The following is a 24,817-nucleotide window of genomic DNA, read 5'->3' as shown; positions in this document are numbered from 1 at the left end:
AAGTTTTACCTCGCCCTCTGGACAAGGCGAATCACGAGTGATTCATTAAGGCAGATTCGGGCGAGCGGCGCAGCGAATCACACGAGGGACAAGGCTAAAGCGATGGTGGACGTGCGGCGGGCAACCGCGGCCGATGGACGGCTGCGTGTTAATTTCGACGGTCTAAAGTCCTGGCACAGCGGCGTTACCGATCGAGCAGGCGCGCGAGTGGAGACGATTTCACGTCGTTTTCCGCAGACGGAACATATCCTCAAGCGCATCATTCCAGTTCTCATCGTTTCCTTCCTGATGGTCGTCGCTGCGTCGCATTTCTTCGGCATGGTGACGGAGCATAGCCGCATGGCGGCCTCGGCGCGGCGCATGACCTCGCTCTCCATTGCCGCCGCGTCGGCTGCCTTCTCCAACGATGCCAGCCTCTTCCAGGCGGGTGACCGCGGCAATGCAGAGCGGAAGCTCGCCACCTATCTGCCACAGGATCGGCTTGATGCCGGCGCCTTCGTTCTGCTCGTGCAATCAAGCGGGCGCGTTTTCGGCTCGTCGGCCGCCGGCTCCGCCTATATCGGCACGTTGATCTCCAATTTCTTTCCAGAAGTCTCCGCCATCCGGAATTTTGGCGATCATGCCGGCGTCATCGAGACGATGATCGACGGCGAGCCCTATTACGCGGCAATTTCGCTCGTGGGCGACAAGGGCGACTTCGTTCTATCGGCGGCTTCGATGGAGCAGATCGAGAAGCTCTGGCGCGATGAGCTGACACTCAACGTCACGCTCTTTGCCGGCATCTCCTCGATCCTGCTCGTCATTCTCTACGCATATTACACGCAGGTGAGACGAGCCCGCGATGCAGACGAGATCTTCCTCGAATCCAACCTGCGCGTCGAGACGGCGCTTTCGCGAGGCCGTTGCGGCCTCTGGGATTTCGATTTCGCCACGCGCAAATTCTTCTGGTCCCGGTCGATGTACGACATGCTCGGGCTACCGGCCGTCGACAAACCATTCGCCTTCACGGATGCGGCTCGGTTGATGCACCCGGATGACAGCAGCCTGCAAGTGTTGGCCCGTTCCGTCACGCGCGGCAGCGCCGGCCAGGTGGATCAGATCCTGCGTATCCGGCACGCCAAGGGTCATTATGTGTGGATGCGGGCTCGCGCCCAGGTCATCCGCACCAATTCCGGCCACGTGCACATGATCGGCATCGCCATGGACGTAACGGAGCAGCACCGGCTGGCGCAACGCTACGCCGAGGCCGATCAGCGTCTCGCGGACGCGATCGAATGCACCTCGGAAGCCTTCGTTCTGTGGGACAAGAACGACCGCCTCGTCATGTGTAACGCCCACTTCCAGCAGGCTTATGGCCTGCCCGACAATGTGCTGGTGCCGGGCACCGAACGCGCCGTGGTCAATGCTGCTGCAGTTCGCCCTGTCATCGAGCGTCGCATCGTCGACCCGGGCCGCTCCAATCATTCGCAGACCACGGAAGTCCAGCTTGCCGACGAGCGCTGGCTGCAGATCAACGAACGCCGCACTCGCGACGGCGGTCTCGTTTCCGTCGGCACGGATATCACCCAGCTGAAGCGCAACCAGGAACGTCTACGCGATTCCGAGCGCCGACTGATGGCGACGATCAACGACCTTTCCGCGTCGCGGCAAATCCTGGAGCGGCAGAAGGCCGAGCTTTCGACCGCAAACACCAATTATCTCGCAGAGAAAGAGCGCGCAGAAGCCGCCAACAGGGCGAAATCGGAATTCCTCGCCAACATGTCTCACGAGCTGCGCACGCCGCTCAACGCTATCCTCGGCTTCTCGGAGATCCTGCAGGATCAGATGTTCGGTCCGCTCGGCTCCGCCCGATACAATGAATACGCCAGGGATATCCACGACAGCGGCAAGCATCTCCTCAACGTCATCAACGATATCCTCGATATGTCGAAAATCGAGGCAGGGCACATCAAGCTCTCCCGCGAGCAGATCGATCTCGCGCCCCTGATCGAGGAATGCCTGCGCCTTACCCGCATCCCTGCGGCACACAAGAATATTCTCGTCGAGCAGTGCGTCTCTCCCAACGTCAAGCTCAGCGCCGATCGCCGCGCCATGAAACAGATCCTGCTCAACCTGCTCTCCAACGCCGTGAAATTCACCAATGATGGCGGACGCATCGCGGTTCGCACCCGCAAGGTCGAGGATGCCGTGATGCTGATCATCGCCGATACCGGCATCGGCATTCCGAAATCCGCCTTGAGCAAGATCGGCCAACCCTTCGAGCAGGTGCAAAGCCAATATGCGAAGAGCAAGGGAGGCTCCGGCCTGGGACTTGCGATTTCACGCTCGCTGACAACACTGCATCAGGGCCGCATGCGCATCCGTTCCCGCGAAGGCATCGGCACGGTCATCGCCATCCGCATCCCCAATCAGGGCTGATCAGTTCCCAACCGTCGCCTGAAATACCTTCCGCACTGCCTTCGACAGCCGTTTCAGCTCGGCTTCCAGCGTGCGAATATCGGGGCAGTCGCCGGCGCGACTGACCAGCTCGATCAGCCCTGAAGGCGCATTTCCCGGATCAAACGTGCCATCGATGCAAAGCCGGATCAGCTGGGACAGTTCCGAATAGAGGCGAAGCGCCTCCAGGCAGACATCCAGATCGTTGCGATCCATCAGGCTGCCACCCAGCAATTTCAGCGCCTCGGCCGTGCTGAGCCCGTTTGCGTCGACACCGACACCACGCGCCGGCGCAATGAGCCGTAGATATTGCGCGATGAATTCGATGTCGATCAACCCGCCAGGGATCAGCTTCATATCCCAGATGCTTTCCGGCGGCTTTTCCTGTTCGATCAGGCCGCGCATCTCCCGGACGTCCTTAGCGATCTTGGCAACGTCCCTCTTTACCGACAGAACCTCGCCGATGATGCGCTCGGCATTCAGCACCAGCTCCTCGTCGCCGTAGATCAGGCGAGCCCGCGAAAGCGCCATGTGTTCCCAGGTCCAGGCTTCCTCGCGCTGGTATTTCTCGAACGAGTTGATGCGCGTGGCGACCGGCCCCTTGTTGCCGGATGGGCGCAGGCGCATGTCGACTTCGTAGAGCACGCCCTCGGCCGTCGGCGCCGAGAGAGCCGCGATCAGGCGCTGCGTGATGCGGGTGAAATAGCGGGTCGCATCCAGCGGCTTGGCACCGGAGGATTCTCCTCCCGTATCGTCATAGTCGTAGAGCAGGATGATATCGATGTCGGAGCCTGCCGTGAGCTCGAAGCTTCCGAGCTTGCCCATGCCGACGACGGCAACGCGGCCACCGGGATAGTCTCCATGCGCCGAACGGATTTCCTTCATCACCGCATCCAGCGCCGCCTCGACGATCAGATCGGCAAGATAGGTGAAGGCGCGGGCGGCCATGTTGCCGCCTATAGCACCGGTCAGCAGTCGAATACCGATCAGGAAGCGCTGTTCGGAGGCGAAGATGCGCAGCCGGTCCAGCACCTCCTCGTAATGCCTTGCAGGGGCAAGAAAGCTCTTGATGCGTTCCGCCAGATAATCGCGCGTCGGCAGTTCGGCCATCAGGCCGGGATCGAGCATGCCATCGAAGACATGCGGCTTGGCGGCGATGATCTCGGCAAGCCGCGGCGCAGACGACATTATGTTGACGATAAGCGAGAGCAAGGCCGGGTTCGTGCTGAGCAGCGAGAACAGCTGTATGCCCGCCGGCAGACCGGAGATGAAACTGTCGAAACGCAATAGCGCCTTGTCTGCACGCTTGCTCTCGCCGAAGACCCGCAGCAACTCCGGCGTCAGTTCGGTCAGCCGCTCGCGCGCCTCGACCGATTGCGTGGCGCGGTATCGTCCGTAGTGCCAGGTCCTGATGACATTGGAGATATCCGACGGCCGCTCGAAGCCGAGATGGCGGAGCGTTTCCAGCGTATCGGGATCATCGCCCTGGCCGGTGAAGACGAGATTGCCGGTTTCTGTCGACAGCTTCGTTTCCTGCTCGAACAGATGCGCATAGCGCCGCTCGACCGTTTTCAGGGTCGTGACCAGAGCCTCGGAAAAGGCGGATACGTCGGCAAAACCCATCATGAAGGCAACGCGCTTCAGCTCGGCATCCGTTTCGGGAAGCAGATGCGTCTGCTCGTCGCGCACCATCTGCACGCGATGCTCGACGTCGCGCAGAAACCAGTAGGCAGCCGCCAGTTCGTCGCGGGTTTCCGCGTCGATCCATTTCGCCTTGGTGAGTTCCGCCAACGTCTCCTCCGTGCCGCGGCAGCGCAGCGACGGCATGCGGCCGCCGGCAATCAGCTGCTGGGTCTGCACGAAGAACTCGATCTCGCGAATGCCGCCGCGGCCGAGCTTGACATTGTGGCCCTTGACCGCGATCGCTCCATGCCCCTTGTGCGCGTGGATCTGCCGCTTGATGGAATGGATGTCCGAAATGGCGGCATAGTCCAGATACTTGCGGAAGACGAAGGGTACGAGGTCGCGGATGAAGGCCTGTCCGGCGGCGATATCACCGCCAACCGGCCGCGCCTTGATGAAGGCGGCGCGTTCCCAGTTCTGCCCCCTGCCCTCGTAGTAGTTCATTGCGGCATCGACCGGGATCGCCAGCGGCGTCGAACCGGGATCGGGGCGCAGGCGCAGGTCGGTGCGGAAGACGTAGCCATCTGCCGTGCGCTCCTGCAGGATACGCACCAGCCGGCGCATCAGCCGGGGGAAAATATCGATGGCATCCTCGGGATTGGGAACGATGCCGGCCGTTTCATCAAAGAAAACGACAACGTCGATATCCGACGAATAGTTCAATTCCTCGGCGCCGAGCTTGCCCATGCCAAGCACGATCAGGCCGGATTTGAGGCTCGGGCTCGTGGGATCGGGAAGCGAGATCTTGCCGGCTTCGTGGGAGGACAGCAGCAAGTGGTCGATTGCGGCCGATATCGACGCCTCCGCCAGCGCACTCAGCCAGTGGGTGGTCTTCCTTCCGTCGTAGATGCGGGCGAGGTCGGCAAGCGCAATCAGAAAGGCAGCCCGGCGCTTGGCGACGCGCAAGCGCGTCATCACCTCGCCTTCCGAAGGCGACGGTCCACCATTTTCTGCCGGCAGCCAGGCATGGCGCGCCTGTTGAACCAAGGCTTCGACCTGCGACGATAGTGGCTTCTCGATGGCGGCAACGAGCAGCGAAGGTTCGAGATTGGCGGTTTCGCGCAAATGCGGCGACAGCGCCAGCGCTGCGACGATAAAATCCCGCAAGGGGCTCTCGCCGGCGAGCAGGGCCGCAACGACGGGTTCCGCTCCGGCGATCTGCTTGAGATCGGCGAGTGCGGATTTCATCTCCGTCTGGTTCAGCGGTCGCAGTCGCCCAGCCGGGACATCCCGCAGCAAATCGCCTTGCGTCGTCGTCATGCAGCTCTCCCCAAGGAGCAATCGGATAAGGCAGGATTAACCTATTGTTTCTGCATGGGGAAGATCATCGTTACCGTTAGTCCCTTGGCGGTGGGATTATCGGGATCTGTATCCGAAAGCTCCAGCCGGCCGCCATGCAGCTCCATGACCGCTTCCACCAGCGCAAGACCAAGGCCGGTTCCCGGCTTGGAGCGGCTTTCATCCAGGCGGAAGAAGCGTTTGACGACGTCGGCGCGCTGATGAGCGGGAATGCCTGGGCCGTGATCCGCGACGGCGAGCGTTACCGCATCATGCGTACGCGAGAGTTTGAATGTGATCGCAGGCTGGCCCTGGCTGCCGGTTGCGTATTTGAGGGCGTTGTCGATCAGGTTGAAGAGTGCCTGGCCGATCAGTTCGCGATTGCCCTGGACTTCGACATCCGGCTCGATATCGGCTGTAAGAGCCAGACCCACGTCTTCGGCTGCAGGCTCGTAGAGTTCGGCCGTATCGGTGACGATTGAAGAAAGATCGACGGCGGTCATTTCAGCGGCGACCGACCCCGCCTCGACACGGGAGATCATCAACAGTGCATTGAAGGTCCGGATCAGCTGATCGGATTCACCGATAATGCCCTCCAGGGCGACGCGGCGACCCTCACTGTCTGCGCTGTCGAGCGCGTCGGCGGCCTTGTTGCGCAACCGCGTCAGCGGCGTCTTCAGGTCATGCGCAATATTGTCGGAGACCTGTCGCAAGCCTTCGTTCAATTTCTCGATACGTTCCAGCATGGCGTTCAGCGATGCCGACATGCGGTCGAACTCGTCGCCGGAGCCGCCGACGGGCAGACGCTGCGAGAGGTCACCCGCCATGATCTTGCGGCTGGCGCCTGTCATTCGGTCGATGCGTCGCAGGGCGTTGCGGCCGATGCCGAACCAGATCACCAGCGCACCGAGACCCATGATCGCCAGCGCCAGCATCAGCGCCTGCCGCACCAGCACGCGGAAGCGTTCGGGCTCGCCGAGGTCACGGCCGATCAGGATGCGAAGGCCGTTATCCAGGATGAAAATATTAGCGATCGCCAGATGCCGCAGCTCCGGATCGTTGGATGCGTCGGTATAACGCTCGTAGGTGAAAGGCAGCTCCGTCCAACCGGCCTGACCGAGCACGCCTGGCTGCACCGAAGCCACGTTGCCGGCGAGAATATCGCCGGACGGGCCGGCAATGACATAGAGATTGGCGCCTGGCTGCCGGGCCCGGCGCTCCATCGTGCGCAGAAGCAGGTTCAGGCCGCCAATATCATAAGCGCGCTTGACCTGATTGACTTCCTGCTGAACGGCATCGCGGATCTGCCCGGTCAGCAACCGCTCGGACATGGCCGTCACGTAGAAGACCAGCGTGGCGGCACAAAGCGCAAAAAGAAGGATGTAAAGGGCGGAAAGGCGGACTGCTGTGGACTTGAAGAGGACGCGGAAGCGACTCATCCTTCGTCCTTGATCATGTAGCCGGCACCGCGGATCGTCTTGAGCAGCGGCTGGCTGAAATCTTTCTCGATCTTCGAGCGCAGCCGCGAGACGTGCACATCGATGACGTTGGTCTGGGGATCGAAATGATAATCCCAGACATTTTCGAGCAGCATGGTGCGCGTCACGACCTGGCCGGCATTCTTCATCAGATATTCGAGCAGGCGGAATTCACGTGGCTGCAGCAGGATTTCCTTGCCGGCGCGGCGAACTTCATGTGACAGCCGGTCAAGTTCAAGATCGCCGACACGATAAAGCACATCCTGCTCGGGCGTGCCCTTGCGGCGCCCCAACACTTCCACACGCGCCAGCAACTCGCTGAAAGCATAGGGCTTCGGCAGATAGTCATCACCACCGGCACGCAGGCCGGTGACGCGATCGTCGACCTGGCCGAGTGCGGAGAGAATCAGAACCGGCGTGTGCACGCCCTTGCGACGCAGTTCACTGATGACCGACAATCCGTCGCGGCGGGGCAGCATACGGTCAATGATGGCAACATCGTAGGTGTTCTCTGTGCCCATGAAGAGACCGCTCTCGCCGTCGCTTGCGTGATCGGCAATAATGCCAGCCTCGCGAAACGCCTTTGTGAGGTAAGCCGCCGCCTCGAGATCGTCTTCAATGATCAGAATCTTCATGTGGGCGACATTACCTGCCGAGGGTGCTTCGGTACAACCAGAATCGGCGGAATTCACGGCATGTTGGCCAGCGGTTGTCATGTTTCACCTGCCTTGGAGCCAGTCATCATTGACATCTTTTAAAAGGGGAAGCCGCGCAAGCCGTGGCCTACGCGGCTTCCCAATGCATTATCGCCTAGGCTGAAAGGATCAGCCCGCGTTGATCGGCAGGGCGACGAAGCGGCTGCCGTCATCGGACTGGATCTGGAATAGCGCGCGCGTGCGGCCATCCTTCTTCGCCTGTTCGATGACCTTGGCAATGTCGCCGGCATTCGAGATCTGCTGGTTGTTGACCGAGGTGATCTTCTCGCCTTCCTTGATGCCCTTGTCGGCGGCGTCGGAGTCGGGATCAACGGCGGTGATTGCCACACCCTTGCCATCGTCGGACGGACCGACCGTCATGCCGAGATCGGCCAGAGCCTTTTCGGAGGACGGCTGCTGCGGCTGGGCCGGCTGAGCGTCGTCGCCGGAGGCCTGGTTCTGATCTGCCGGCAAGCTTCCCAGTTCGACGCTAAGCGACTGAGACTTGCCATTGCGCCAGAGAGAGACGTCAACCTTGGTACCCGGCTGCATGGCACCGATACGACGGGCCAGATCACGCGGGTCCTTGACCGGCTCGCCATTGACTGCAGTGATCACGTCACCGTTCTTGATACCGGCCTTCTGGCCAGCCGAGCCGTCCTGCGGCGCGACGACGAGTGCGCCGCTCGCTTCGGAAAGACCGAGGGATTCGGCAATATCCTTGCTGACGGGCTGGATCTGTATGCCGAGAGCGCCGCGCGAAACGGTGCCTGTCTTGATCAGATCGGTGACGACATCCTTGGCGGTCGTTGCCGGGATTGCGAAGGCGATACCAACGCTGCCGCCGGACTGCGAGAAGATGGCAGTGTTAATGCCGACCACCTGGCCGTTGAGGTTGAAGGTCGGGCCGCCGGAATTGCCCTTGTTTACGGGTGCGTCGATCTGGATGTAATCGTCATAGGGACCGGAATGGATATCGCGGCCACGGGCCGAGACGATGCCTGCCGTGACGGTTCCACCGAGACCGAACGGGTTGCCGACGGCCACCACCCAATCACCAACGCGGACCTTGGAATCATCGGCCCAGCCGACATAGGTGAACTTCTTGCCCTTTGGATCGACCTTCAGAACAGCGAGGTCGGTGCGCGAATCTTTGCCGACGAGCTTGGCATCAAGCTCGGTGCCGTCATTGAGGACGACGACGAAAGCAGCGCCATCGGAAACGACGTGGTTGTTGGTGACGATGTAACCATCTTCAGAGACAAAGAAACCGGATCCCTGGGCGACCGGACGCAGATGGCCCTTGCCGTCTTCCGAATTCTTCTGCTGGTTCTGGCCCTTCTGCTGGCCACGGCCCTGCTGCTGCTCGAACTGACGGAAGAACTTCTTCAGCGGGTGATCATCGGGAAGATCGTCGAAGCCACGGCCAAGGCCGAAGGAGTCGTCTTCATCCGCAACGGGATTGACGCGGGATTCGACGCGAACCGAGACGACTGCCGGCGATACGGCATCGACTACGTTGGCGAAACTGGGAACCTGCGGCGCCTGCACATTGACGGCATCGGCATAGGAATTGCTGACGACAGCCGGAACACCCGTGGCCAGCGCGGCGACAGCGAGGCCGGCGACGACAGAAGCCTTCATAGCGGTGCTACGGGACAAGGTGTTCTTGATATTCCTGAACATATGCGAGTTACCTTCTCTTCTCTCGTCAGATTTCCACCGGCGGGAACCGGCTGTGATTTGTGATTGTAAACATATAGGGCGCCGGACCTTACAGCGAACTGTCCGCCCCATGAAAAATTCGTAATGTAAGGAAATGTTTCCAATGGAGTGAAGGGTAACGCGACCGCGTCACTTCCCCAAAATCTCTTTCAACTGAGCCTCTTCCTCGGCACTCAGAGGCTTGCCAGTGGGCTTGCCGGCACGGCGGCGGGCATAGACGGCAAGGGCGAATCCACCCACGATAAAGAGCGCGATCGGTGCGCCCCAGAGGATGAGCGTCTTTTCGGTAAGACGCGGTTTTAGCAGCACAAACTCGCCATAGCGCGAGACGACATAATCAAGAACTTGCTGATCGGTATCACCATCGCCTAGTCGCTTGCGCACGAGTAGCCGCAGGTCACGGGCGAGATCGGCATTGGAATCGTCGATGGACTGGTTCTGGCAGACCATGCAGCGCAATTCGGCGGAGATCGTGCGCGCCCTCGCCTCCAGCGCCGGATCCTGCAGGACCTCATCCGGATTGACGGCAAAGGCGGACAAAGGTGTCAGGATTGCCGCAAGGCAGAGGCATAGTCGGACAAAGCCAAACCAATTCCTGCTCATTCGGCCGGCTCCATGGCGGGGCGCACCGGCTTCACCTTCCGGCTCGGCGCACCGACGCGCAGACGACGGTCGCTGAGCGAAACGAAACCACCGATCGCCATGACGAGGGCGCCCATCCAGATGCAGAGAATGAACGGCTTCCACCAGATGCGTACCACCATGCCGCCATCCTCGCTGACGTCACCGACCGACACGTAAAGCTGGTTGGGGCCGAGCGTCAGAATGCCGGCTTCGGTGGTTCCCGTTCGGCTGGCCGTGAAGACGCGCTTGGATGACGAGACTTCGGTGAAGGCGACACCACCACGGCTCACCGTGAAGTGGGCACGATCCTCGGTGAAATTCGGGCCGACGCCCGGCTGCATGCCGTCAAAGCGCAGGCTGTAGCCACCAAGCTCGGCGGTCTCGCCGGGCTTCATGCTGGTGATGTTCTCCGTCTCGAAGGTCGTCACGGCGACGATGCCGAGCACGGTGATGCCGAGGCCGGCATGGGCAAGCGCGGTGCCGAAGGCCGAGCGCGGCAGGCCGCGCAGACGACGCCAGGCGACATTGGCAGCCACCTTGCGGACGCCGGCGCGATACCAGAGATCAGCCAGCGCGCCGAAGAACAGAAAGAAGCCGGCGGCTAATCCCAGAACGGCAAGCACCGGACCGCCGTGCTTGAGATAGAACAGGACGAGCCCCGCAAGGAACGCCAACCCGGCCACGACGTAGAGCCGCTGCAAGGCACCGAGCAGATCGCCTCGCTTCCAGGCAAGCAGCGGGCCGAAGGGCACGGCAATGAGGATCGGCATCATCAACAATCCGAACGTCATGTTGAAGAAAGGCGGCCCGACGGAAATCTTGTCGCCGGTCAGGGTTTCCAGCGCCAACGGATAGAGCGTGCCTGTGAGGACGGTGCCGCAGGCGACCGTGAGGATGAGGTTGTTGAGGACCAGCGCGCCCTCACGCGAGATCGGTGCGAACAATCCGCCGGCGGCAAGCTTTGGCGCCCGGAAGGCGAAGAGCGTCAGTGCACCACCGATGAAGAGCAGCAGGATACAGAGAATGAAGATGCCGCGCGTCGGATCGCTGGCGAAGGAATGAACCGAGGTGAGCACACCCGAACGGACGAGGAAAGTGCCGAGCAGCGAGAGGGAGAAAGTCAGGATCGCCAGCAGCACCGTCCAGATCTTCAGCGCATCGCGCTTCTCCATGACCAGTGCCGAATGCAGCAGTGCCGTGCCGGCGAGCCAGGGCATGAAGGAGGCATTCTCCACCGGATCCCAGAACCACCAGCCACCCCAGCCGAGCTCGTAATAGGCCCAGTAGGAACCCATAGCGATGCCGAGCGTCAGGAAGCTCCAGGCGGCGAGCGCCCAGGGACGGACCCAGCGCGCCCAGGCCGCATCGATGCGGCCTTCCAGCAGTGCCGCCACAGCGAAAGAGAAGCAGACGGAAAAGCCGACATAGCCGAGATAGAGCAAGGGCGGATGGATGGCGAGGCCGATATCCTGCAGGACAGGATTGAGATCCTTGCCCTCGGCCGGCGCGGGATCAAGCCGGATAAACGGATTGGAGGTGAGCAAGATGAAAATCAGGAAGGCGGACGAGATCCAGGATTGAACGGCCAGAACATTGGCCCGCAGCACGTCTGGCAGATTGCGCCCGAACAGCGCGACCAGCGCACTGAACAAGACCAGGATCAGCAGCCAGAGCATCATCGATCCCTCGTGATTCCCCCAGACGCCGGAGATCTTGAAGATCAGCGGCATGAGCGAATGGGAATTGGCCCAGACATTCAGCACGGAGAAATCGGAGGCGACATAGGCGTAGGTCAGCACGCCGAAGGAAAAGGTGACGAGCAGGAAAGTGACGATCGAGCCGACCGGCGCGATATCCATCATCGACACATCGCCGCGCCTGGCGCCGACAACGGGAAGGATGGACACGATGAGCGCGGTCGCCAGCGCCAGCACCAGCGCATAATGTCCTAGTTCGATGATCATTGGGTCGCCTCCTCGCCCTTCCAGACACCGTCGGCCTTCAGCTTGTCGGCAACCTGTTTCGGCATGTAACGCTCATCATGCTTGGCAAGCACGCTGTCCGCAACGAAGACATCGCTGCCGGGCTCGAATTTGCCCTCTGTCACCACACCCTGCCCCTCGCGGAAGAGATCCGGCAGGAGGCCGTCATATCTAACCTTGATCGTATCCTTGCCATCGGTCACGGAGAATTGCACCTGCGTGCCTTGACCGCGCTTGATGGAGCCTTCACCGACCAGACCACCCAGGCGGATCAGCGTTCCGGCATTGACGGGGGTCTTGGCGAGATCGCCCGGCATGTAGAAATAGGCAACGGACTGGCTGAAGGCGAAGAGGACGAGGAGTACGGCGGTGGCGATGAACCCCATGCCGCCGGCAATGACGGCCAGACGTTTCTGCTTGCGGGTCATTGCTGCGTCACCTCCGTCGGCAGTCCCAATTCTTTCGCCAGTGCCAGGAGCTGTTGTCCCTCGCCGCCATCCGCCGGGAAGGCCGATAAGCCGCGCTTCAGCGCATCCAGGGCACGATCCCTGTCGTTCAGCACGACATAGGAGCGGATCAACCGCATCCAGCCTTCGAAATTCTTCGGATCTTCCTTAAGCTTGGCATCGAGGCTTTCGACCATGCCACGGATCATCTGCTGACGGTCGCCGGTGTTCATGGTATTCGCGGCGGCGACCTCCTCGGCGGTCGGATTGCCCGGCGCATTGGCATTTGCAGATGCGACAGGCGTGCCGCCATTCTTGGCGATGTGCTCATTGACAACAGCCAGCCACGGCGCGTCGGGCGGCGATTGCTTCGCCAGGGCCTCGAAGGCGGTCTTCGCGTCGGCCACCTTGCCTTCCTGCTCAAGCGCCAGCGCCAGATAGAAGAGCGTACGCGGATTAGCGGCATCGAGCGCCCGCGATTGCTGCAGCACGCTGCGCGCATCCGCCGTCACCACGCCGTTGGCCTTGACCACGAGTACCTCACCCAGATCGCCAAGGCGTGCAGCGCTCGGGCCCAGTAGCCGGATGACGTTGCGATAGGCAAGCTCGGCATCGCCGATGCGGTTGGTCTTGAAGTAGATCGGCGCCAAAACTTCCCAACCCTTGCCGTCATCCGGGTTTCTGGCAAGGTGCTGCTCGATCTTGACGATCGAAAGGGCGAGGTCGCTTCCAGGCTTCTCCAGACGCGCCTCCAATGGCTGCGACGGCAGTCCGGGATCGCCATTGGCAAGATAAAGACAGAGGCCGATGACGGGCAGCATCACGACGATAAAGGCCTGGGAGATGCGATAGCTGCCACGCTTCGGCGATTTTGCTCCGCTTTCCTCCTCCTTGGAAGCTGCAATAAGGCGACGCCCGATCTCGGCGCGGGCATAGCCGGCCTCTTCCGTGGAAATCAACCCGCCGGCAAGATCGCGATCCAGCTCGCGGAGCTGATCGCGATAGACCTCGGCTTCTCCGGAACGACAGTCCGCAGCCTCCTTTGCACCACGCAGAAGAGGGTGAAGCAGCACAGCGCCGACAACGGCCGTCAGAACGGCGACGAGAATCCAGAACAGCATACACGCCCAATACTTTAACGGGGCGCTTATTCCAACCGCGAAAGCCTCGCTGACGAAGATTTGAGGCGTTTGGCCGCGCCTTTCGGCGCATTGGGGCTAGTCGAGCGGCGTCCAGGTGCCGTCGTCATTGCGACACGCGGCTCCCCTTGCCATAGTCGGCTTGTCGTCGACCGTGACAGTGTGCGTGTATTGGCGGCAATTCTGCGAGCCGACCTGATAGGGCGCTGCGGCCACCACTTCGCCGCTGGCACCCCGGCCTTTCCAGACCACAGACTGGCCGAGAGGCGAGCTTTCCAGCGCCCGATATTCCGCTTCCAGCGCCCGCTGCTTGTCACTGTCGCTCAGCTTCAGGCCGGTTCGTTCGACAATGCCGCCATCCAGCGCGCTAATGAACGTCGCCGATGCCGGTGGCTTGGAGGTTGAAAACAAACTCGCGCCGCTGCCATTGCTGCTCGTGGTCGAGCAACCTGAAAGCGCAAGCGCTGCGAAGAGGGAGGGAGTGATCAAGAAAAAGGTACGAAGCTTCATACAACCGAACCAGTATCAACAAGCAAAACCATAGGTACTGCGCTGCGGCATCATCATGACCCACAACTTCTTTCTGTCATCATGCCGTGCTTCACGCAACATCCTTCGTCAGGCCAGGCAGAATTAAGCTGGCACGAAGGCCACCCCAGGCACCGCGGGAGAGCTCCAGCCGGCCCTGATATTCATTGGTGATCTCGCTGACGATCGATAGTCCGAGACCGGTGCCCGGCTTGCTCTCGTCCAGCCTGCGTCCGCGCTTCATGGCTTCGCGGATCTGATCAGGCTCGAGGCCGGGCCCATCATCCTCCACGACCAGCTCCACCCAATGACGCCGCACGGGGTCGATGCCCTTGACGTCAGGCGGCGCCTCGGTTGCGGAAAGACGCACCTTGTGCTCGGCAAAGCGGGCGGCATTTTCCAGAAGATTGCCCACCGTCTCCTCCAGATCCTGCTGCTCCATGGCGAGCGCCAGATTGGGAGATACGGTGAGCTCGAATTCCTTCTCCGCATTGAGCCGCCGCATGACGCGGACAAGCCGCTCCAGCGCCGGTTCGGCCTCGGTGCGGGCCAGCACGGATTCGCGCTGCGCCGCGATGCGGGCGCGGTTCAGGTAGGATTGCACCTGGCCCTGCATGGCTTCGGCCTGGTTCTTGACCAGATCGCCATGCGAGCGCTCCAGCACGCGGGATTCGTTGAGCAGCACCGCGATCGGCGTCTTCAGCGAATGCGCGAGATTGCCGACCTGCATGCGGGCCCGCTCGACGATGCGCCTATTGCTTTCGATCAGCGCGTTGACCTCGTTAGCGAGCGGCAGGATTTCGCGCGGGAAATCGCCCTGCAATCGCTCGCTCTCGCCCGCTCGGATACGCTCCAGCGCCGCGCGGGCCTTATCGAGCGGCTTCAGGCCATAGAGAATGGCAAGCGCATTGACGATGAGGCTGCCGACACCGAAGCCGACGAGCGCGAAATAAAGGCTGTGGGAGAAATTCCGGACATCGTCCTCGACGACAGCGACGTTGCCGGTGACGCGGAAGCGGGCGGCGCGGCCATCCGTATCGAGCACGACTTCTGTTTCGGCCACCTGAACGCGATTTCCGAAGGCGTCCGTGACGATGTAGTAGCGCTCGTAATTCTTGTCGAAAGGCGCTTCCAGTACGGAGAGGACAGGCAAGTTCGAAGCGCCGAGAGACGGCGATACCAAGGGCGTTGCCGTATAGGTGCCGAGCGGTTCGACCATCCAGTACCAGCCTGTCTTCGGCTGGGCAAAACGAAGGTCGCCGAGCTGCGGGCTGCCGTTCAATGCGCCCTGGTCGCCAATCGTCACCGAGTTGATGACGTTATAGAGCTGCGCCCTTAGCAGGTCCTGAAAGCCGCGTTCGGCGCTCTTGCGGTAGATATTGGAAATGACGAGGCCGATCACGACAAGCGCCACGGCGGACCAGAGCGTGGTCAACAGCAGGACGCGAGCGGTGAGTGACTTAATTCGCATTGGTCGGCGCTTGGATGCGGTAACCGAGGCCGCGGACCGTCTCGATCAGGTCGACCCCCATCTTCTTGCGCAAGCGGCCGACGAAAACCTCGATCGTATTGGAATCGCGATCGAAATCCTGATCGTACATATGCTCGACCAACTCTGTGCGCGAGACGACTTCACCCTTGTGATGCATGAGATAGGCGAGCAGCCGGTACTCATGAGAGGTGAGCTTGAGCGGCTTGCCGTTCACGGTCGCCTTCGAGCTCTTGGTGTCGAGCCGCACCGGGCCGCAGATGATTTCCGAGGAGGCATGGCCGGCCGCGCGGCGAATGAGCGCCCTTATGCGGGCGAGCACTTCTTCGACATGAAAGGGCTTTGCGACATAATCATCGGCACCCGCATCGATGCCGGCCACCTTGTCGCTCCAGCGATCACGGGCAGTCAGGATCAGGACCGGCGTCGCCCGACCAGCGCCGCGCCATTTCTCCAACACCGTGATGCCGTCCATCTCCGGCAGGCCGATATCGAGAATGATCGCGTCGTAAGGCTCGGTATCGCCGAGGAAATGCCCCTCCTCACCATCAAAGGCCGTATCGACCACATAGCCGGCCTCTTTCAAGGCGTCGGCGAGCTGGCGATTAAGGTTGATATCGTCTTCGACTATCAGAATGCGCATGTTTGGACCCAATTTCCCCGGTTCGAGAAACAGTACTGTAAATCGAGCTGCAGTGGAATCACGGAAACGATAAGATTTTGCGTAAGATTCAAGGCTTTAGAACGTCCGCTGCGCGTTATGATCCAACATGCCCATGCCTCACATCGGCACCTTCATCGTTACCTTGCGAGGACGCTGCCCATTGCCCTGCACAAGAACGGTGATGACACAACTATCGCCCGACGGCTGCGCGGAAAGGAGCTGCCCACCCGTCTTTTCAACCACCTCGGCCGCAGCTTCGCTGCAGTCGCTGTTGGCACGGGCCACCAGGGTCGGCGTCGGCGCCGGCAAAACAGCCGAGCCGGCCAGGACAAGGGCCGCTGCTGCTATGCTTGAAATTGAGGCCATGCTTCAGACTTCCCACGGGGAGATTAACTTGAGCAAATATGTACCCAAACACGTCTGAATGGCAAATGAATGGGCTGTAATTTTCCGCTCGCAGAACGTGCGACGCGCTCGATTCGTGATTTAACTCATTGAATCTATTATGGGCAAGTCAGCGAAGCGAAGCCAAGGGCGATTGATCGAACGCGATCGATACCAATTGCCCATGCATGCCCGTTACACCGCTTGTGCCCGCCTTCCGACCACATGCACAAACGAGAGACTCAACCATTTTTAATCATTCTTGATTATCATTCGATCATAAGCCGGTCATGAGCGACCGCGCAGGATTGGCCAATGCAACCGGCCTTCAGGTGTTTTACTGAGGTAAAACGCCAGGGTTTTCTTGAGTCTTCTGAATCACTTGCCGGCACCTGTTTCAAAGTTGAGTCCGGAACGTGAGAGGTTGATTGAACGGCCTCATGCAATGAATCCGCTCCTCGACAAATCGATTCCGCGCGAGTGCTCAATCAACTGAAATCAATGGCGATCGAAGCCCTTTGATCGGCCTTTCTTTCAGAACGGCTCGCGGATAGCAGTCGTCGTCTCATAGTCGGCAGCGATCCGCATTTCGCGCAATGGCCGCACCCGCTCTATCGAGCGCTGATAATTCGGATGGGCCTTGTAGGCAGCGAGCGCTGCTTCATCGTCGAACTCGCCATAGACGACGATATCGACATCGGTACCGAGCTGATCTGTCTTCACATTCATGCCGATTTCCAGCAGGCGCGCATGCGGAATGGCTGTGAGGATCGACAGGCCGGAACGGACATCCCCGAGGTTCGCGCGATCGGGAACGGTGAAGAAGACGATATGACGGATCACGCGGCGGCTCCCTGAGCGTGTGCGAAGGCACCGCGCGATATCATGCGCGCCGGTTCATTTCAATGAAGAGGCGATGTGTTCAGCAAGGCGACATCATCGCAGGCTACCAAGCCACAGCCATTTTCCCCGCACCGCCCATGCATGATATTGTCGTGCGCATGACCGACGAAGATCTCATAGCCTTTGCCCTCAGCCTGCCGGAAGCGACAGAAAGCTCACATTTCGGAATTCGCGATTTCCGGATAGGGGGCAAGATCTTCATGACCCTTCCTGGTCCGGATTTCTGCGTTGTCAAACTGACGCCTGATCAGCAACAGATGGCGCTTACCATCATGCCGCAGCACGTTGAGGCCGTGCCGGGCGGATGGGGGCTGAAAGGCTCGACCCGGCTTTTCCACCGCGTCGCGGATCACGAGACGATCAAGACGCTCGTGCGGCGTGCCTGGCGCAACGTGGCGCCGAAATCTATGATTTTGCCGGAGGATTAGGCTCCATATCATCCTTGGCGGTCAACGGCCAATCGACGACATAGTCCTCGAAGTCCTCGACATCGACGTCATTCTCGCTGACGGTGCGGGCTCGGGCAGAGACGCGGGCTATGTGCACAGTTTCCGGATCGCCCGATATCAGCGGATGCCACCAGTAGAGATCGTGCCCTTCCTTGACGAGGCTATAGGCGCAGGTCGGCGGAAGCCACTCCAGTTCCATTACCTTCTCTGGGGTCAGCTGCACGCAATCAGGCACGAAATCCCAACGGTTCGGATAGCTGGTGCAACGACAGCTTTCGCTGTCCATCAGCTTGCAGCGAACGGAGGTGAAATAGACGTCACCGGTATCCCAGTCCTCGAGCTTGTTGAGACAACAGAGGCCGCAGCCGTCGCAAAGGCTCTCCCACTCCGACGTGCTCATCTCCGCCAGTGTCTTGCTTTTCCAGAAAGGTATCTCGTCCATCGTCAATCCTCGCCGCCCTGGCAGGAAATGCGGGCTGCGGCATGCGTGTCTATTGTTCTTTTCTCTAAATCAACCAATTCTTCAATTAGCCGTTCTATGAGATAATGGGCTTTGCGTGTCCCACAAGGTGGCATGCAGCATTATAGCGGTCGGGAAGTAGAGCGTGGAAGACCCATCCAATCCAGAAGGCGGGCCGAAGATGGAGCCCGAAGCGCAACAGGATAGCGGAGCCGAAAAGCCTCGGCGCCGAAAGCGCTATTTCTTTCTGCGCATCGATTCATGGATCGACTCCACCCTGTGGAATGCCGGCTTCCGTTTGGCGGAAACCTGGGAAGAAATCACGATTTTCTTCCGCCGATTCCGTGTACGCGGCTGGAAACGCATCGTTTTCGAACTGCTCGGCGAGGGCCTGACGCTCGGCGCTGCCGGCTCGGTGGTCATGCTGATGCTGGCCATGCCGGCATTTGAGGCGACGCAGGGCGATTGGCGCAATCGCGGCAATTTCGCCGTCACCTTTCTCGATCGCTACGGCAACGTCATCGGCCATCGCGGCATCATTCACGAGAATTCGGTGCCGGTGGATCAGCTGCCGGATTATTTCATCAAGGCGGTGCTTGCGACCGAGGACCGGCGCTTCTTCGATCATTTCGGCATCGACGTGATCGGCCTGTTCCGGGCCGTCACCGTCAATGCTCAGGCAGGCGGCGTCGTCCAGGGCGGTTCGACGCTGACGCAGCAGCTCGCCAAGAATATCTTCCTCAGCAATGAGCGTTCGATCGACCGCAAGATCAAGGAAGCTTTCCTGGCGATCTGGCTCGAGGCCAATCTTTCCAAGAAAGAGATCCTCAGCCTCTATCTCGACCGCACCTATATGGGCGGCGGCACGTTCGGCGCGGCTGCGGCTGCGCAATTCTATTTTGGCAAGAGCATCACCGACGTCAATCTCGCCGAGGCCGCGATGCTTGCCGGCCTGTTCAAGGCGCCGGCGAAATATGCGCCGCATGTCAATCTGCCGGCCGCCCGCGCTCGCGCCAATGATGTGCTCTCCAACCTCGTGCAGAGCGGATTGATGACCGAGGGACAGGTGATTGCGGCGCGGCGCAACCCCGCTTCCGTCGTCGACCGCGCCCAGATCGAAACGCCGGACTATTTCCTCGACTGGGCTTTCGATGAGGTGCAGCGGCTTGCCACGCGCTTTCCGGAACGTTCACTGATCGTGCGCACGACTATCGACATGGGGCTGCAAAAGGCCGCGGAAGATTCGGTCCAATCCAGCCTGATGGAATTTGGTGAGCGTTATCATGCCAAGCAGGGCGCCAGCGTCATGATCGAAAACGGTGGCGCGGTCCGCGCCATGGTCGGCGGCAGCGACTATGGTGAGAGCCAATTCAACCGCGCGACAAAAGCGCTGCGCCAGCCGGGTTCATCCTTCAAGATCTATACTTACTCCGTGGCGATGGAGAGCGGCATGACGCCGACCTCCACCATCGTCGACGCGCCGATCACCTGGGGCAATTGGAGCCCGCACAATTACGAGAACCGCTATGCGGGCAAGGTAACGCTGACGACGGCGATCGCCCAATCGATCAATACCATCCCGGTGCGTCTGGCCAAGGAAAAGCTCGGTATTCAGCCGATCCGCGACATGGCCAAGGCCATGGGCGTGGAAACGCCGATCCGCAACGACAAGACCATTCCGATCGGCACCTCGGAAGTGACTGTGCTCGACCAGGCGACGGCCTATGCGGTCTTTCCCGCTGACGGCATGCAATCGCGACGCCACGGCATCGACCAGATCACCGGCTATGACGGCAAGGTGCTCTACGATTTCAATCGCGACGAGCCGCCGGCCAAGCGGGTCCTCAGCGAGCAAGCCAACTCCTATATGAACCAGATGCTGACGCAGGTTCCGATCATCGGTACCGGCCGCAAGGCGGCGCTGGACAATGGCATCGTCGTCGGCGGCAAGACCGGCACGACACAGGCCTATCGTGACGCGTGGTTCATCGGCTTTACCGGCAACTACACCTGCGCCGTCTGGTTCGGCAATGACGACTATACGTCGACCAACAACATGACGGGCGGCACGCTGCCGGCCATGACCTTCAAGAAGATCATGGACTATGCCAACCAAGGCGTGGTGCTGAAGCCGATCCCGGGGATCAGCAATCCATTCCCGGTGCAGAAACCGCAGACAGTCGCGGCAAAGAAGCCGGCAGACCCGGCAGCTGGTGGCCTGCCACCGCTCGTCCGGCCACGCTCCCTATCGGTGGATTCCACCAAGATCCTTCGCGATATCGGTGAAAGACTGAAGGCAGCGGCGGCGCTCGAAGCTCAAAAGGTCGCTACTGCGGAATAGCATTACCCGAATGAAGCTATCAGGCGGCATGGATTTCCGCTTGAAATCGACATAACTGCCCCAGACGACGCCCTGCCCTTCCCCCCACCGTCAGAATCAGGAATAAATCGACATCGATTTGTCACGAGGACGATCCCAGGGTGTTCCGAGTCCCCCTTCTTGTTGCGCTTTCGCTGCTGATCGCTTTCGGCGGCGGGATTGTGTTCACCCTCTTTGCTTTGAACGTGACATCCGGCTTCGGCGCGATCAAGCTTGGGGCCTGGCAGGCATTTCCGGAAATGCAGACGGCGGATGCTGATCCCTATGCCAAATCGCACCGAGCTCGCGCAGGGCGCCTGCTTTACGGCACGGCGGAAGGATTGGTGTTTACCGCTTCCGACGACGATGCCGGGGGGAGACTGACGACAAATTGCAGCTATCGCATTAGCGGCCAGACACCGCCGGCGCGGCTTTGGACGCTCTTCATCGCCGGCAATGATGGTGCGCCGCTTGCAGGCCCTTCCGGACGCCCCCTAACGATCAATTCCTGGGTTGTGTTGCGGAACCCGGATTCAAGCTTCACCATTACCGTCTCACCCAATGCCAGCGCGGGCAACTGGCTTGCCCTGCCCGCTGCCGGCAATTTCCGGCTGGTATGGACGCTGCTGGATTCGCCGGCGGCCAGCAATTCCGGCCTGATTGATCTCACTATGCCGAAGCTCGAGAAAATCGGGTGCGGCAATGTTTAGGTTCGTTTTCGCAATCCTGACCGGCCTGTTCGGCGCCGCACTTCTGCATATCGTCATCATCCTGTCGCTACCGCATTTCTCCGACCGCGATGCCTATACCCGCGTCTCGGACGAAGGCGACGAGAACCATTTCTACATGCTTGATAACAAGGATGACGATGCAGGGCTTTCCAACGTCGACCCCTACATCCGCACTGCCGTCTGCGCATTCGACATCGAAGACGTGCCAGTGCATCTGACCGCGAAGGGCAAGGTGCCGTTCTGGTCGCTCGCCGTCTATGACGCCGCATCTAATGAGGTATTCAGCATGAGCGACCGCACATCCGTCGGCGGCACGCTCGATCTGCTGCTTGCCTCTCCCGTCCAGCTGACAGGCATACGCAAGGCCCTGCCGCCTGCTCTTGCACAATCGATCCTGGTGGAAGTACCACATGCCCAGGGCTATGCCGTGTTGCACACGATGGCGCCACAGGCGAGCTTTGACGATGCGGCCAAGGAATTCCTGTCGCAGGCCGGATGCGACGAATTCGGCGTTGATTGAGTTGGCCCGTGACAATGCTCAAGCCCAAAGGCACCGCAATGCGGGCACCACAGGTCATTTCCGGCAACCAGTGGATGCAGACCTGATGCATCCAGGCGTCTCAGCCGGCTGTATTACTTGCCTTTAGCCCGCTTGGGGCCTGCTCCCGGACGGTGCGTCGGGGTATCGAGGTGCTCATAGCGCACACCGGTAAACAGAAGTATTCTTGCTTCCACCGGCTCCTTCTGGGCGCGCGGCGGCTGGCGTAATCGCCAGTCCGAAAGTGATATTACCTTTGCCATGCTCGTCTCCATTTACGTCTCGAGACGGATGAACTTGCGACTGATTTCACCCTGCCCGTTGTTGAAGCGGGCTAGCGTTTCCCCTTGTATCAGGCCTATTTCTTTTGGCTGAGACAAGGAGCATTCACGCCTTCTCACGGCATTTCCCGGACACCGCGGCATGGGCGCCGATGCCGGCTTCCATGCTTTCTCTGCTATCGACTACAGTCTGCTAATCGCTGCTTTCACCGGGATTCAGCCATATTGCAGTTAACAGAATGCTAATCCTCGTCGCACGTCATCCTTGGCATGAGTCGTCATGCACTATTAACGCTTCGACTATGGCTTTGGTTTCACGAGCCGCGAAAAAATCGTCGGAATCAAATTCGCCGTGAAATCAAGCAATATCATATTCTTAGGTGAACAGATGGCGCCGCTGGCGAATATATTGCAAACAGCCGCGTTGCAGAAAAGAGTCACGCAATTATTATTTGCGCTCACGAAAAATTAACGTATTGTAAGGTCGGAAATCGAGGGTGGCTAATGTTTGCGGCGGGTAATTCCGTCTTCTCTCCAGAGGATGTCATAGTCCTGCGCGGCGCGCTTGATGAGTGGTGCCTGGAGAAGCGGATCGATATAAAAAGCACCGAGGCCCAGTTCGCGGCAACGGCAGCGTTGGGCCTTTTTCAATCCGGCTACAATACGTCGGAAAAGCTGCTCGCAGCACTGCGCGAGCATAGAGGCATCTAGAGCAGCTCCATTCACACGCCAGGCTTAACTGATGTCCGATGTACCGCTTCGGACGGCATTCACTTGGTTTACAGCCGGATGCGCAGCAGGAACGCTCATAAGTTGAGTATTCACATCGCCACTCCTGCGGCGATAGATGGTTTATGACAGGCGTCATCCCCTAGCCCGCATATCATCCGGCAAAAATTCGGCCTCAGCCATCGCGCAAGCTTAACGCGCAATTTTTATTCGGATTTTAATAAAGTTTTCACGAACCATTAACCGTGCCGGCCTTAGTCTTCGGTGAAAGCCAGATAAGGACGACTGTGTCCATACCCGTTTCGACAACCGCCGCCAAAGACGCCCCTGACATTAAAAGGGTCTTGCGGCACGACCGAAAAGAGGTGTGGTGGTCGGCGGTCAGGTTCCCTGCGTTTTTGTTCTGCGTATCAGTATGGGTGTTGGCGTGCGTGACCGGTTTCGAGACCTTGAAGAGCCTGCGACAGTCCGTAAGAAAGACGTGGTTCTGATGGCGACGATCACCAGTTTCGAAGGCATGGGGCATCCCTCCAAATCGGAACTTCGCCAATTTGCCGAGCTCTTTACGCCGGTGTTCCAGGCCTCCTCCGACGAGGCAAAGCGGCAGGCCGTGGCCGCCCTCTCCCAATGCCCGACAGTGCCGCAGGCCGTAGCCCTGTTCATCGGTTGCCAGCCGATTGCCATTGCTGCCCCTTTCCTCACAAGTTCACAGGCGATCGACGACGATACGCTGATCACCATTGCCCGCACGCAAGGCGCTGCCCACGCACGGGCAATCGTCAGCAGGCCCTCACTGTCGCCAAAGGTCATCGACGCGCTCGTCGGCCTGCATCAGGCTGAACCAGATCGCGGCATGATGGACCCGCAAATATCGGCGAATGCACTTCCGCCAAAATCCGATACGACGGACCATGAGCGGCTGTCGCGCGAGGAAGCCTTGCGCCTGCAGATCAAGCAGGCCGCACGCCATCTGGCTCGCGACGAAAAAGACCGTCTCGGCCTGCGCAGCCTCAGCGAAACGCAGGAGGCCCTGCTCGTCCGTTTCGCCAGGGAACGCGATGCGCTGCAATTTGCCACCACTCTTGCCGACGCGCTTTCATCGAGCCATTGGCTTGCAGAACGCATCCTGCTCGATACATCGGGCCAACAACTCGCCGTAACTTTGGTCAGCCTCGGCATGGGTATTGCGGACGCCGTCTATTCGCTGGAGCGCTTCTATCCGCACCTGACCGAACGGCACGGCAGCGTCAGCCGCGCATGGCTGGTGCTCGACGGCATCGATGCGGAAGAGAGCCAGGCTCGCGTCGAAGCATGGCGCCGTGCCGACAGCTACACCTATCTTCCGAAGGAAAAGCCGGCAGAGCGCCCGGCTACACAATTGTTCGGCGCCAAGTCCGGTTCGATCCGCGAATTGCGCGTGGCAAACCGGCGATAGAGACGGGTTAATCCAGCGGATTGGCGCGTAAACCGGCCAAAGGGACGATTTCGGCTAAATCGTCCGTCTCCAGCTCGATGACCCACAAATCCGGATCGAATTTCACTTCGCGATCGAGGACTTTGCGGATCTCGGCCGGCTCCTGGCGGTCGACCCTAATCTCGAACAACCGCCCTTCATCCCGCTCACCGTCGAATAAACTTTGCGGCGCCGGAGCATAGAGGGTTTCCAGTCCGTCGCGGAAGCGCTGGCGGATGAAGATAGCACCTGCCTGCTCCTCGCCCTTTCGTTCGATGGCAGCGAAGTCGCCCCGGGCAAACAGACGGCGGGTCATGGCGGAAACAAAGATGTCGCTGCGCAATCTCATGGCCGAGCTATAGC

The 24,817-nt window shown here is 60.1% G+C and carries 23 protein-coding genes; 7 read left to right on the top strand and 16 right to left on the bottom strand.

The window, feature by feature from the left end; translation table 11 throughout:
* The first annotated feature begins 102 nt into the window (after positions 1 to 102).
* A complete protein-coding gene (locus ACQZ6F_RS14305; RefSeq protein ID WP_449093575.1) occupies positions 103 to 2,418 on the top strand; it encodes a PAS domain-containing sensor histidine kinase in 2,316 nt (771 codons plus the stop codon).
* Here the strand turns inward: ACQZ6F_RS14305 and ACQZ6F_RS14300 are convergent, their stop codons facing one another.
* From ACQZ6F_RS14300 to ACQZ6F_RS14240, 13 genes are all read right to left on the bottom strand, one after another.
* Positions 2,419 to 5,379, bottom strand: a complete 2,961-nt coding sequence (locus ACQZ6F_RS14300) for a bifunctional [glutamine synthetase] adenylyltransferase/[glutamine synthetase]-adenylyl-L-tyrosine phosphorylase (protein ID WP_449093576.1) — start codon at positions 5,377 to 5,379, stop codon at positions 2,419 to 2,421. It abuts the gene before it with no gap.
* A 41-nt stretch (positions 5,380 to 5,420) separates the two neighbouring features.
* The gene (locus ACQZ6F_RS14295; protein WP_077472620.1) at positions 5,421 to 6,836 is read right to left on the bottom strand and encodes a sensor histidine kinase; all 1,416 of its coding nucleotides are present in this window, start codon (positions 6,834 to 6,836) and stop codon (positions 5,421 to 5,423) included.
* A complete protein-coding gene (locus ACQZ6F_RS14290; RefSeq protein ID WP_405048615.1) occupies positions 6,833 to 7,591 on the bottom strand; it encodes a response regulator transcription factor in 759 nt (252 codons plus the stop codon). The genes ACQZ6F_RS14295 and ACQZ6F_RS14290 overlap by 4 nt, the downstream gene beginning before the upstream one ends.
* A gap of 108 nt (positions 7,592 to 7,699) precedes the next feature.
* Positions 7,700 to 9,256 (bottom strand): Do family serine endopeptidase, encoded by a 1,557-nt coding sequence (locus ACQZ6F_RS14285; RefSeq protein WP_077472621.1) that lies wholly within the window; start codon positions 9,254 to 9,256, stop codon positions 7,700 to 7,702.
* 168 nt (positions 9,257 to 9,424) lie between these two features.
* A complete protein-coding gene (locus ACQZ6F_RS14280; protein ID WP_077472622.1) occupies positions 9,425 to 9,898 on the bottom strand; it encodes a cytochrome c-type biogenesis protein in 474 nt (157 codons plus the stop codon).
* On the bottom strand, positions 9,895 to 11,883 hold the full coding sequence (locus ACQZ6F_RS14275; protein ID WP_449093577.1) for a heme lyase CcmF/NrfE family subunit: 1,989 nt from the start codon (positions 11,881 to 11,883) through the stop codon (positions 9,895 to 9,897). Before ACQZ6F_RS14275 ends, ACQZ6F_RS14280 begins: the two co-directional genes overlap by 4 nt.
* The gene (gene ccmE / locus ACQZ6F_RS14270) at positions 11,880 to 12,329 is read right to left on the bottom strand and encodes a cytochrome c maturation protein CcmE (RefSeq protein ID WP_077472623.1); all 450 of its coding nucleotides are present in this window, start codon (positions 12,327 to 12,329) and stop codon (positions 11,880 to 11,882) included. The genes ACQZ6F_RS14275 and ccmE overlap by 4 nt, the downstream gene beginning before the upstream one ends.
* On the bottom strand, positions 12,326 to 13,468 hold the full coding sequence (ccmI, locus tag ACQZ6F_RS14265; RefSeq protein ID WP_449093578.1) for a c-type cytochrome biogenesis protein CcmI: 1,143 nt from the start codon (positions 13,466 to 13,468) through the stop codon (positions 12,326 to 12,328). Before ccmI ends, ccmE begins: the two co-directional genes overlap by 4 nt.
* A 96-nt stretch (positions 13,469 to 13,564) precedes the next feature.
* Positions 13,565 to 13,996 carry a hypothetical protein gene (locus ACQZ6F_RS14260; protein WP_077472625.1) on the bottom strand — a complete coding sequence of 144 codons (432 nt, stop codon included), beginning with the start codon at positions 13,994 to 13,996 and terminating at the stop codon, positions 13,565 to 13,567.
* A gap of 91 nt (positions 13,997 to 14,087) precedes the next feature.
* On the bottom strand, positions 14,088 to 15,485 hold the full coding sequence (locus ACQZ6F_RS14255) for an ATP-binding protein (protein WP_068385408.1): 1,398 nt from the start codon (positions 15,483 to 15,485) through the stop codon (positions 14,088 to 14,090).
* Positions 15,475 to 16,146: a response regulator transcription factor gene (locus ACQZ6F_RS14250; RefSeq protein WP_068385405.1), complete on the bottom strand. Its 672-nt coding sequence runs from the start codon at positions 16,144 to 16,146 to the stop codon at positions 15,475 to 15,477. The genes ACQZ6F_RS14255 and ACQZ6F_RS14250 overlap by 11 nt, the downstream gene beginning before the upstream one ends.
* 138 nt (positions 16,147 to 16,284) lie before the next feature.
* On the bottom strand, positions 16,285 to 16,533 hold the full coding sequence (locus ACQZ6F_RS14245) for a hypothetical protein (protein WP_449093579.1): 249 nt from the start codon (positions 16,531 to 16,533) through the stop codon (positions 16,285 to 16,287).
* Between the two features lie 552 nt (positions 16,534 to 17,085).
* Complete coding sequence (locus tag ACQZ6F_RS14240) at positions 17,086 to 17,394, bottom strand: Dabb family protein (RefSeq protein WP_449093580.1); 309 nt, start codon at positions 17,392 to 17,394, stop codon at positions 17,086 to 17,088.
* A 158-nt stretch (positions 17,395 to 17,552) separates the two neighbouring features.
* Here ACQZ6F_RS14240 and ACQZ6F_RS14235 point away from each other — a divergent pair, with 158 nt between their 5' ends.
* Positions 17,553 to 17,882 carry an MmcQ/YjbR family DNA-binding protein gene (locus tag ACQZ6F_RS14235; RefSeq protein WP_449093581.1) on the top strand — a complete coding sequence of 110 codons (330 nt, stop codon included), beginning with the start codon at positions 17,553 to 17,555 and terminating at the stop codon, positions 17,880 to 17,882.
* Here ACQZ6F_RS14235 and ACQZ6F_RS14230 read toward each other — a convergent pair.
* Entirely contained in the window at positions 17,860 to 18,345 is a 486-nt protein-coding gene (locus ACQZ6F_RS14230; protein ID WP_077472628.1) for a YcgN family cysteine cluster protein, read from the bottom strand. The two genes, ACQZ6F_RS14235 and ACQZ6F_RS14230, sit on opposite strands and share 23 nt — an antisense overlap.
* A 163-nt stretch (positions 18,346 to 18,508) precedes the next feature.
* On the opposite strand from ACQZ6F_RS14230, the gene ACQZ6F_RS14225 reads away from it, so the two are divergent.
* The 3 genes from ACQZ6F_RS14225 (at position 18,509) to ACQZ6F_RS14215 (ending at position 21,973) form a co-directional block, all read left to right on the top strand.
* The gene (locus tag ACQZ6F_RS14225; protein ID WP_449093582.1) at positions 18,509 to 20,704 is read left to right on the top strand and encodes a transglycosylase domain-containing protein; all 2,196 of its coding nucleotides are present in this window, start codon (positions 18,509 to 18,511) and stop codon (positions 20,702 to 20,704) included.
* Between the two features lie 140 nt (positions 20,705 to 20,844).
* Complete coding sequence (locus tag ACQZ6F_RS14220; RefSeq protein ID WP_077472630.1) at positions 20,845 to 21,432, top strand: DUF1214 domain-containing protein; 588 nt, start codon at positions 20,845 to 20,847, stop codon at positions 21,430 to 21,432.
* Positions 21,425 to 21,973, top strand: coding sequence for a DUF1254 domain-containing protein (locus ACQZ6F_RS14215; protein WP_449093583.1), 549 nt, complete (start codon positions 21,425 to 21,427; stop codon positions 21,971 to 21,973). Before ACQZ6F_RS14220 ends, ACQZ6F_RS14215 begins: the two co-directional genes overlap by 8 nt.
* A 113-nt stretch (positions 21,974 to 22,086) precedes the next feature.
* Here the strand turns inward: ACQZ6F_RS14215 and ACQZ6F_RS14210 are convergent, their stop codons facing one another.
* Positions 22,087 to 22,254, bottom strand: coding sequence for a hypothetical protein (locus ACQZ6F_RS14210; protein ID WP_169055455.1), 168 nt, complete (start codon positions 22,252 to 22,254; stop codon positions 22,087 to 22,089).
* Positions 22,255 to 22,776: 522 nt separating this feature from the next.
* Between ACQZ6F_RS14210 and ACQZ6F_RS14205 the strand changes: the two genes are divergently transcribed.
* Entirely contained in the window at positions 22,777 to 22,983 is a 207-nt protein-coding gene (locus ACQZ6F_RS14205; RefSeq protein ID WP_068385381.1) for a hypothetical protein, read from the top strand.
* 445 nt (positions 22,984 to 23,428) lie between these two features.
* Positions 23,429 to 24,436 (top strand): DUF2336 domain-containing protein, encoded by a 1,008-nt coding sequence (locus ACQZ6F_RS14200; RefSeq protein WP_449093584.1) that lies wholly within the window; start codon positions 23,429 to 23,431, stop codon positions 24,434 to 24,436.
* A gap of 7 nt (positions 24,437 to 24,443) precedes the next feature.
* Here the strand turns inward: ACQZ6F_RS14200 and ACQZ6F_RS14195 are convergent, their stop codons facing one another.
* Positions 24,444 to 24,803 carry a DUF1491 family protein gene (locus tag ACQZ6F_RS14195; protein WP_449093585.1) on the bottom strand — a complete coding sequence of 120 codons (360 nt, stop codon included), beginning with the start codon at positions 24,801 to 24,803 and terminating at the stop codon, positions 24,444 to 24,446.
* Between the last annotated feature and the right edge of the window lie 14 nt (positions 24,804 to 24,817).

It is taken from the genome of Rhizobium sp. A22-96 (genome assembly GCF_053521805.1).
Note: the sequence above shows the minus strand (reverse complement) of the source record. Positions and strands in the feature narration are given on the sequence as shown.

Coding starts and splice junctions, on each gene's coding strand:
- ACQZ6F_RS14260 (WP_077472625.1), bottom strand. CDS start 13,996: ATGAAGCTTCGTACCTTTTTCTTGATCACTCCCTCCCTCTTCGCAGCG.
- ACQZ6F_RS14275 (WP_449093577.1), bottom strand. CDS start 11,883: ATGATCATCGAACTAGGACATTATGCGCTGGTGCTGGCGCTGGCGACC.
- ccmE (WP_077472623.1), bottom strand. CDS start 12,329: ATGACCCGCAAGCAGAAACGTCTGGCCGTCATTGCCGGCGGCATGGGG.
- ACQZ6F_RS14300 (WP_449093576.1), bottom strand. CDS start 5,379: ATGACGACGACGCAAGGCGATTTGCTGCGGGATGTCCCGGCTGGGCGA.
- ACQZ6F_RS14255 (WP_068385408.1), bottom strand. CDS start 15,485: ATGCGAATTAAGTCACTCACCGCTCGCGTCCTGCTGTTGACCACGCTC.
- ACQZ6F_RS14250 (WP_068385405.1), bottom strand. CDS start 16,146: ATGCGCATTCTGATAGTCGAAGACGATATCAACCTTAATCGCCAGCTC.
- ACQZ6F_RS14285 (WP_077472621.1), bottom strand. CDS start 9,256: ATGTTCAGGAATATCAAGAACACCTTGTCCCGTAGCACCGCTATGAAG.
- ACQZ6F_RS14215 (WP_449093583.1), top strand. CDS start 21,425: ATGTTTAGGTTCGTTTTCGCAATCCTGACCGGCCTGTTCGGCGCCGCA.
- ccmI (WP_449093578.1), bottom strand. CDS start 13,468: ATGCTGTTCTGGATTCTCGTCGCCGTTCTGACGGCCGTTGTCGGCGCT.
- ACQZ6F_RS14290 (WP_405048615.1), bottom strand. CDS start 7,591: ATGACAACCGCTGGCCAACATGCCGTGAATTCCGCCGATTCTGGTTGT.
- ACQZ6F_RS14230 (WP_077472628.1), bottom strand. CDS start 18,345: ATGGACGAGATACCTTTCTGGAAAAGCAAGACACTGGCGGAGATGAGC.
- ACQZ6F_RS14210 (WP_169055455.1), bottom strand. CDS start 22,254: ATGGCAAAGGTAATATCACTTTCGGACTGGCGATTACGCCAGCCGCCG.
- ACQZ6F_RS14235 (WP_449093581.1), top strand. CDS start 17,553: ATGACCGACGAAGATCTCATAGCCTTTGCCCTCAGCCTGCCGGAAGCG.
- ACQZ6F_RS14195 (WP_449093585.1), bottom strand. CDS start 24,803: ATGAGATTGCGCAGCGACATCTTTGTTTCCGCCATGACCCGCCGTCTG.
- ACQZ6F_RS14305 (WP_449093575.1), top strand. CDS start 103: ATGGTGGACGTGCGGCGGGCAACCGCGGCCGATGGACGGCTGCGTGTT.
- ACQZ6F_RS14280 (WP_077472622.1), bottom strand. CDS start 9,898: ATGAGCAGGAATTGGTTTGGCTTTGTCCGACTATGCCTCTGCCTTGCG.
- ACQZ6F_RS14205 (WP_068385381.1), top strand. CDS start 22,777: ATGTTTGCGGCGGGTAATTCCGTCTTCTCTCCAGAGGATGTCATAGTC.
- ACQZ6F_RS14245 (WP_449093579.1), bottom strand. CDS start 16,533: ATGGCCTCAATTTCAAGCATAGCAGCAGCGGCCCTTGTCCTGGCCGGC.
- ACQZ6F_RS14295 (WP_077472620.1), bottom strand. CDS start 6,836: ATGAGTCGCTTCCGCGTCCTCTTCAAGTCCACAGCAGTCCGCCTTTCC.